Consider the following 9125-nt stretch of genomic DNA (forward strand, 5'->3'; position numbering starts at 1 on the left):
AACTACTGCAAACCCTTTTCCATTTTCTCCAGCACGCGCAGCTTCAATAGCAGCGTTTAATGCGAGAAGATTGGTTTGTTCGGCAATGTTAGTGATAGCTTCCAGAGCTTTATCGATTTGCTATGTACGTGTAACAAGTCTATCAATAACTGTGGATGTTTCTTCAACAACCTCATGAACACTATTCATTTGATGTATAGAGTGTTTTATCACTTTACTACCAGAATTGACTTGTTCAGTTGTTGTGACAGCCAATTCTGTAACCGTTGCCGAAGACTCAGCTACTGTTTGAACTCCAGTCGCTATTTCTTCCATTGATAATGAACTTTCTTGAATACTAGTAACTTGTACTCCTTTTTTCACTTTTTCTAAATAAAATTTTTCTATATGGGGTCCCGCCACATGCCCATCAACTTAAGAATACAAATCAACCCCAAAACAAAAAAACTTCACATAATATGTGAGAGAAAAGGAGAGATAAAGGTATTTTAACCTTATCTCTCTTTTTCTATATTCATTTATTTTCAGGTAAGGAGTTGATTAGTTATTACTATTTATAAAAACGTGAAGAGGTGTTGATGCCGGTTGGAACTGTGGTAAAGGTTGAGGGGGGGGGAATCCAAGGAAATATCAGAGATGTGCATGATAATTTGGTGCAGGGGTATTAATTCATCTTCTATGAAATCGTGGGATTATGTAAGCATTTATTACTCTGGAGATTTTAAAATAAAAACCACCTAATTATAGAAGTGATTTGAACGTAAGGAAATTGTAAGAAATGGATAAGAAAAAAGAAATTTTTATTGTATAGGATACAAATATAGAGAAGCGTAAAAGAGGGGGGAAATAGGATACATTTATACGAACAACAAACTAGTAATAAGAACATTCTAAATGAAAAAGTAATGTATGATACTAGCATATGTGTAAAAAAGAGAGGATTTACCTTTGATTATGACAGAATGGTGCTTGTAAAAACAATCAATATAAAGATGATATCTGTGTAGTTAGTCAGAAATAACATATAACCTCCTATACTGTATGAATAAAGGGGATGAATGTTTTATGAAAATATATAGTCAACTTACATTTGCAGGTTTAGCACTGTTCATTACCGGAAGTTCTTTATTATACTCAAAAACCACCTCAATTATAAAAGCAGATTCCACTCAAAATATACTTAGTTCATTACAAATAAGTACTCAAAGAGATCGTACTTCCGTCAAACAAGCAATGCGAGATACATTGCAACTTGGATACCCGGGAATACTCGCTAAAACTTCTGAGGGTGAAAAAACGTGGGGATATGCCGCTGGTGTGGCGGATCTAAGAACTAAGAAACCGATGAAAACAGATTTTCGCTTTCGTATTGGTAGTGTAACGAAGACTTTTACTGCAACGGTTATCCTTCAATTAGCTGGAGAAAATCAATTAAACTTAGATGATTCAATTGAAAAATGGCTACCTGGTGTCATTCAAGGAACTGGATATGACGCTAAACAGATTACTATCCGTCAAATGTTGAATCATACAAGTGGTATTGCTGAGTACTCGAAATCAAAAGAAGCTGATTTTACGAATCCCAAAAGGGTGTATACCACTGAAGAGCTAGTAAAGATTGGACTTTCAGCACCTCCAGATTTTGCTCCAGGAAAGGGATGGTCTTATTCAAACACAGGATACGTATTACTGGGTATGCTTATTGAAAAAGTAACCGGAAACAGCTATGCAGAAGAGATTGAAAATCGAATTATTGAACCACTCGAATTGTCGAATACATTCTTACCTGGAAATTCAAGTATCATTCCAGGAAACAAGCACGCCCGTGGCTATGTTCAACAAGAAGAGGGAAGTGAGTTAAAAGACGTTACTCATTTTAACCCAAGTATAGCTAGCTCAGCTGGGGATATGATTTCTACTGCAGACGACTTAAATAAATTCTTTTCTTATTTGCTTGGTGGCAAATTACTGAAAGAACAGCAACTAAAACAAATGCTCACTACGGTCCCTACCGGAAAGGGAGGAATCAATGGATATGGTCTAGGAATCTATGAAATTAAACTTCCTAACGATATCTCGATATGGGGACATACAGGTGGCATTCCAGGATTTGATACTTTTACTGGAGGGACACATGGAGGTAGGCATATGTTGACGGTCAATTTGAACAGTATGGGTAGAGCCGAGAGTCCTGGTCTTTTTAAAAGTATTTTACTTGCTGAATTTAGCCAGTAAGAATACAGATGGAATAGTAATTTATGTAATGTTTGTAATTAAACAAATAAGAGATGAAATCGATCATTTATCTAAGGAGGCATTTTTCTTATGGAAAATAAACTATCTGAGGTGTTAGCCGCTACCTTGGCTCTAACGATGAGCCTACCAACAGGAGCGATAGCGTCTTCTAGCAGTAAGACTCCGGTTGTATCTAGCCAAGAAGTTGCTAGTAAAGATTTGGAGAAGATTGCTGCAGAGAACGCTGCACTGCTCACGAAGTCCTATGAGACGACTAGTGTACAGTATGCGTTGATTGATAATGGTAAACTTATTGTATCGGGGCAGACAGGCAAGAACGACATAGAAGGGAAAGAGCCACTAACCAAAGATACTCTATACGGGATTGGTTCAACCAGTAAAGTATATACAGCTGCGGCTGTTATGAAACTGGTAGACGAAGGAAAAGTTGATTTGGATGCTCCTGTTGCCCGCTATATTCCTGATTTCAAAATGAAAGATAAACGATATAAGCGTATTACACCGCGTATGCTGTTAAATCACTCCACGGGTTTGCAAGGTATGACGTTCAATAATGCATTTTTATTTAAAGATAATGATGCTTATGCCCATGATATCTTGTTGCAACAATTGTCCAACCAAAACTTGAAGGCAGACCCTGGTGCGTTCTCAGTATACTGTAATGATGGTTTTACGCTGGCTGAGATCTTGGTAGAAAGAGTCAGCGGTATGAATTTTACTGAATTTCTACATCAAAAGTTTACAGAGCCATTAAAACTGAATCATACGATAACATCGCAAGACAAATGGGAAGACGAAAAGCGGGCTGGACAGTATTCTCCGACATATCAGGGACAGCTTCCAAGTGAAATGGTAAATGTGATTGGTACGGGAGGAATCTCTTCTACTGCAGAAGATGTGGTACGATTCTCACAAATATTTATGGGACAGAGAAAAGAAATTCTCTCTAATAAAGCAGTCAAGGCGATGGAACAAGAAGAATATAAAAAAGGAATGTGGCCAGGAGATAGCGATAATGTGTTCAACTATGGTCTTGGCTGGGATAGTGTGAAACTATACCCATTTAGTGAATATGGGATAAAAGCATTGGCTAAGGGAGGGGATACGATGCTGCAACATGCTACATTGGTCGTACTTCCAGAACAGAAGATGGCAGCAGCTGTATTGTCCTCCGGCGGCAGCAGTATGACAAATCAACTGTTGGCAAATAAATTACTGCTAGCTAGGCTTAAAGAGAAAGGGGCAATTAAGGATATAAAACCAGATAAATCCTTCGGCAAGCCCGTCAAGGCTAAAGTGCCCCAAGACGTGGTAAAAAAAGCGGGTTTTTATGGAAATAGCTACAGCGATTTCAAAATAGAAATTACGAAGAAGGGAGAACTGTTTTTACCAACTAAACCAGAAGAAAAATATGTATATACGGCGGATGGAAGCTTTATAAATGAGAAGGGTACTTCCAAGCTTAACTTCGTCACAGAGAAGAATGGAAAAGTTTATTTGAGAGAGAGCACATATGAATTATCGCCGGGATTGGGACAAAATGTGCTGACTCACTATTTAGCCCAGAAATTAGAAAACAATGTGTTACCGAAGAAAACAGCTGCTGCATGGGCGAAGCGTGAGGGTGGCAAGTTCTACCTCGTTAACGAAAAATTTAATTCTATAAATTATCTAGGAAAACAAATACCTCTTAACACACAAATAACGCTCAAAGATGGCTATTGGGACGGTAAAAAAATTATAGGTCCGAATACGGCGACGCATCAAATTCAGATTCCCGTAATGAATGGGCGGGATACAAAGGAAGCTCATTTCTATACAGAGGATGGTACTGAATATATGGAGATGTCCAGCTTTTTATACGTCAGTGAATCTAACGTAAAATCTCTTGATACAGGTCAATTATCGAAAGTTACACTGCAAAAAAATGGGCATGCGAAATGGTTTACGATCCCGCAAGAGGCAGCTGGGAAAACGATGACTGTGGAGTTGCCATTAGGAAGTTCATTCGCAGTGTATGATGAGAATGGAGTATGCGTCAATTTTACCGTCGTTAGTGACAATAATAAAGTGAAACTACCAGAGAACGGAACGGTTGTATTTGCTGGCGCACCGAACTCCGAATTTACAGTCGCATTGAACTAGCTACAACTTGGGATAGACTTCAATAAAACAGTATGACAAGGAAAAGAGGTGTTATTTGTATTTTAAGTATTCCCTTTACAAAGAGAACTTCCACAAATGATACTACACTTAAATTCTTAGCTTAATAGCAATGAGTATTTTTTCTAATTCGTGAATTTAAAATGTTTAATATGAGGGATTGTGTTTCCAAACGACGTTCTAGTGCTCTAATCAAAAAAGCATGAGGAAATAAAAACACAATTCTATAGATTAATATTCCAATTATATTCTATATATTTACATTAAAGGAATTTATTTGTATTATGTATTTGTTAAAAATATAATTAAAGGAGTAGTTAAAATGAAAAAAAGAATTCTGATTCCTGTAATGAGTATAGGTTTTCTAGTCTTTGGTGCATTTTATAGTCCTGATCAGAATACAGTTTCCGCCCAGGTTAACACTGAAAAATCCTCCGTTAATAAAAGTGAATTTTGGCTTGGTAATGGAAATCCAATAAAACATTCTCCGTATTACAATACCATTCTTGGAAGTGCTGATTTAAGTTCATCTACCAAGGGGAAAAAAAGCTATGTAGTATTTGAGTTTTATAATTTACGAGGCGATTTATCACATGTAGCAAGTGCAAATATTCCTTACCGATCGAATACGCAAAAATTCTCAGTTCCTATAAAAGATCTAGGAGAAGGTAGTTATTCCATAAAGGTCAAAGTTATTAACGCAAAAGTAGATCCAAAAACCATTAAATTTGTTCACAAATAGTAATGTGCTAATACAACTTAATAATTAGTACAATATGATGGTTTAAATAGCATAGAGACACCTGTTGGTGTCTTTATGTATATAAAAGCCTCATTATCCTATGAGAATGGTAGGGCCTTTCTATGCTATGTATTATCCAATCTATCAATTTTATAATAGCTTTTTAACCTGTTACAAGGAACCGTAAAGTAGATTATTAATCTCTTTTAAAAAATTTCTTTCTTATAGTACTAGGCATACCGTAATAAGAAATATTAATTTTGAAAGGAGAATCAATAAATATGAGTACGAAGAAAAAAATAGGGAAGAAGTTATTACTTGTTAGTACAATTTGTGTAATAACGATTCCTTCGGTTTCATATGCGGAGGAAGGAATTTTATCTAAAAATTCCGTGGGTTCTTCAGGCCTGTTTGAGGGGGGAAATAAGGATGTATTGAAATCAAGTTTATATCCTAATACATATAATAATCCGTTTAATCACCAATTTAAATCGACATTAAAGGAAAAGAAAACAAATATAAAAAAAATAGACAATATTGTCGATGAAAATTCTGGTATATCTGTTGCTCTTTCATTTATACGTTCCATGCACAGTGAAGATTATAAATCTGCACTTCATTTAACTTCTCGATCATTACAGAAAGTAATATCCGAAAAATGGCTTGAGAATTATTGGAAGGAAATTCCTTCTCAATTACAAGCAGGTTCTCTTATAGAAATTGGAGAGGTTAAACAAAAAGAGATAAATTCCGTTCATACAAATGTAGAGATTAAATTAGTTTTTGAACAAATTACTGTACCTTTACTAATAAAACTGGATCCAGCTGGAAAAATAGATGATTTTCAACTCAGTATGCCGTTTAGTCCTGTAGCAGATCGTCCATCATATAGTAAGCCTGAATCATTTGTTAATAAGGAAGTAGTAGTTGGAAGTGGTGCGTTTCCATTACCAGGAACATTATCTGTTCCAAAGGGAAAAAAGGGTCCTTTCCCAGCTGTTATCCTTGTGCATGCATCTGGAGCAGCCGATCAGGATGAAACAGCGTATGCTTTAAAACCATTTCGCGATTTAGCGGAAGGTCTTGCCTCGAAAGGAATTGCCGTCCTTCGCTATAATAAACGAACTTATGAACATGGATTGAAAACAGAACTTAGTCCGTTTTATATAGTTGATAAAGAGACAACAGATGATGCTCTTCTTGTGACTCAATTTCTTCAAAATGAACCTATGATAGATAAGAATCAAATTTATATTCTTGGTCATAGTCTAGGTGGAATGATGGTTCCGAAGATGATTGAAAAAGATCAAAATCAAAATATTGCTGGGGCAATTGTGATGGGAGGAGCGGCCCGTTCATTTATAGACGGTGCTTTAGATCAACTTGAGTATCGTCTTTCTATTGGAGCAATGAAACCAGAAGAATATAAATTTTACAAATCACAATTTGAATTATTAAATAACCCTAATTTTTCTAGTCAGAATCCTCCAAAAGATTTTCAGTTAGGATCACCAGTATATTGGGATTCTATCCGTAAAATTAAAGCAGCAGAAATGTCAAAAGAGCAAAAAACACCACTTCTTATTCTTCAAGGAGAAAGAGACTTTCAAGTTCAATCAAAAAGTGAAATTCCTTTTTGGAAAGAACAATTAAAAGAGAGAGATAACGTTGAATATAGACTATATCCAAAGTTAAATCACTTCTTTACAGAAGGAGACGGGGAATTAAGTAAACCAGATGAATATTATACTCCTGCTAATATCCCTGAGTATGTTATAAATGATATTGTCAATTGGGTGCAAGGAAAATCGAAATAAAATTAGCAACCACATTTTTAGTAGCTATTTTCAGTTCTTAAGATAGACTGAGTTTTAATTGTATAAATATAATTATATCATGATATAAATAACTATAAAGAACTATAAAGAACGTAGTAAAGTTACTTATTTAAATACTGTAGATTCTCATATTTTGGGAGATCTTCTACGCTTATCGACTCAATATTTGGAAGTATATACAAATACCCTAAACAAAAAAATCTGTTTGGGGTATTTGCTTTTCTTAAGTTGATGGCAATGGGGTACCGCCACATGCACATCAAGCTAAGATTTTAAGATACCCCCAGAATGAAAAGTTTATTTTTTACAACTAAAGGACAAATAAAAAAGATCCTTAACAGTTTGTTAAGGACTGCGGAATAAAGCCGCAATTTGGGTTACAACCCAATCAGTTTGTAGAAAATAAATTGCGATTATAATTGCAATTGTATTCCAAAAAGCAATGTTTCAAATGGATTTTAACATACCTGTAACTGTATTGGTATCAATAAAATATGGTCGGAGTTACAAATAGTGGTTTCGAATATTAGAAAAATTTAAAAGTTAATTATTTCTCATAAATAAACGTTAAGAAGAACTTGTGAAAATTTATATAATAAATGAGAAATTAACTAATCAGATAATTGAATGTTATACTTTAATTGCTTCATATATTGATTCATAACTAAAATATTTAAAACAAACGTTTGTATAATTCTCCTACACAAAACTTCTTCATCACATAAATAAAAAAATAAGAATCCCCCATTTATATATATTCAAGAATTATAGTTAGTTATAACGTAAAACTCATTTTCTTATAATTAATCTTAAATATTTTTATACATATTTCTGTAAGAACACACTATTCTTCACTATTTACCTATATTTATATTTTTAATAATTTATTATGGTATAGGTATTGGTTCAAAACATTCTCTGCAAAATGTATAATTGATATCTTTAGGGATTAACGACCCGTTGCAACACCTCATTTTATTAATTCACATAATTTTCGAAAATTAAAACTTAAATAATTGATAATTGTTATATAATGGAATCAAACCATATTCAAGATGGTTTCCCCGATATGAATAACCAGATATTTTTATGTGTCCTGTATATTGGCTGTAACCTCAAAAAGAACTTGTAGTAATTTCTACAAGTTCTTTTTACTTTTCTTATTGTATTTAAAGTAGAAACTATGAAGAAATATGATATTAAGCGTTCTTCATTTTATAAATTTACTAAACAGTATGAAGAAGAAAAAAAAGGGAAACCTAACGAATAATTAATGATGATTCAGGGGGACCAAATGGAACATAAAAAAAAGGTAACAATTGGGGATTACGTTCAATTTTTATATCGTAAAAATCCTAATTTACAATTAATCGGATATGTAGTGAGTGTTCTACAGAATACAATTGTTGTAGATATTACCGATATAATGGGAATTGAAGTAGATGATGCTAGGCAAGTAGTAAAACATGGTTACTATAACAAAGTGGATCATAGACAAATAAAAAATAATGTTTCATAAAAAAATGCTCCTAGATTAATCTAGGAGCATTTTTTTAGATGAAGTTACTGGATTCCTTAAGATGATGAATACCAGCTGTTAGATAGTAACATATTCGTTTAGAAAAAGCACTATCATAGATTCTTTTTTCAACTATGCTTAATGCTTGCAAATCGAAAACGAATTTTACAAAGTGCACAAAATGTTAAACTCAGACGAACTTGTGATAGCATGTGTTTTTTATGGTATTACTGGTTTATCGCTATCAAATGAAAAGAATAAGATTATCAGTTTTACAAAATACGTGTATAGTTAAAGTAAGTTTTACATAAAATAATTATCTTTATTTCTCAATTGATATTAGAATATTCACATTATGTATTTTTTGTACTTTTATTGCATAAATCATTAATCTAATCTCATAATGTATTGAAAAAACAAAGACATTAAAATTAAATATTAATAAAAATACAAAACGTAAAAAATATGTAGAATACTGTCTAATTTATTATATTTTCTCCTCTTTATATAACAATTAATCTATTAGGTGATAAGAATAAAATCTTACAATAGATTATAGGGGGAGAAATTTATGAAGAAAATTTTAGTTGGTGCAATAACAATAGGA

General features: G+C 33.5%; 5 protein-coding genes and 1 pseudogene. 5 read left to right on the plus strand and 1 reads right to left on the minus strand.

Features of this window, described 5'->3' with window-relative positions; genetic code table 11:
* Positions 1–348: pseudogene (locus FOT98_RS33310) on the minus strand (methyl-accepting chemotaxis protein); the annotation flags it as partial.
* A 717-nt stretch (positions 349–1065) separates the two neighbouring features.
* Between FOT98_RS33310 and FOT98_RS28155 the strand changes: the two are divergent.
* The 5 genes from FOT98_RS28155 to FOT98_RS28180 all read left to right on the plus strand — a co-directional run bounded on the left by FOT98_RS28155 (position 1066) and on the right by FOT98_RS28180 (position 8518).
* Complete coding sequence (locus tag FOT98_RS28155) at positions 1066–2235, plus strand: serine hydrolase domain-containing protein (RefSeq protein WP_000708698.1); 1170 nt, start codon at positions 1066–1068, stop codon at positions 2233–2235.
* 90 nt (positions 2236–2325) lie between these two features.
* Entirely contained in the window at positions 2326–4401 is a 2076-nt protein-coding gene (locus FOT98_RS28160; RefSeq protein WP_000428420.1) for a serine hydrolase domain-containing protein, read from the plus strand.
* A gap of 340 nt (positions 4402–4741) precedes the next feature.
* Positions 4742–5161 (plus strand): hypothetical protein, encoded by a 420-nt coding sequence (locus FOT98_RS28165; protein ID WP_000746039.1) that lies wholly within the window; start codon positions 4742–4744, stop codon positions 5159–5161.
* 281 nt (positions 5162–5442) lie between these two features.
* Positions 5443–6978 carry an alpha/beta hydrolase gene (locus FOT98_RS28170; protein WP_000104855.1) on the plus strand — a complete coding sequence of 512 codons (1536 nt, stop codon included), beginning with the start codon at positions 5443–5445 and terminating at the stop codon, positions 6976–6978.
* A gap of 1315 nt (positions 6979–8293) precedes the next feature.
* Complete coding sequence (locus FOT98_RS28180; protein WP_000400344.1) at positions 8294–8518, plus strand: DUF2187 family protein; 225 nt, start codon at positions 8294–8296, stop codon at positions 8516–8518.
* Positions 8519–9125 lie beyond the last annotated feature (607 nt).

Source organism: Bacillus sp. HY001 (assembly GCF_007558965.1).
Taxonomy (GTDB): Bacteria; Bacillota; Bacilli; order Bacillales; family Bacillaceae_G; genus Bacillus_A; species Bacillus_A mobilis.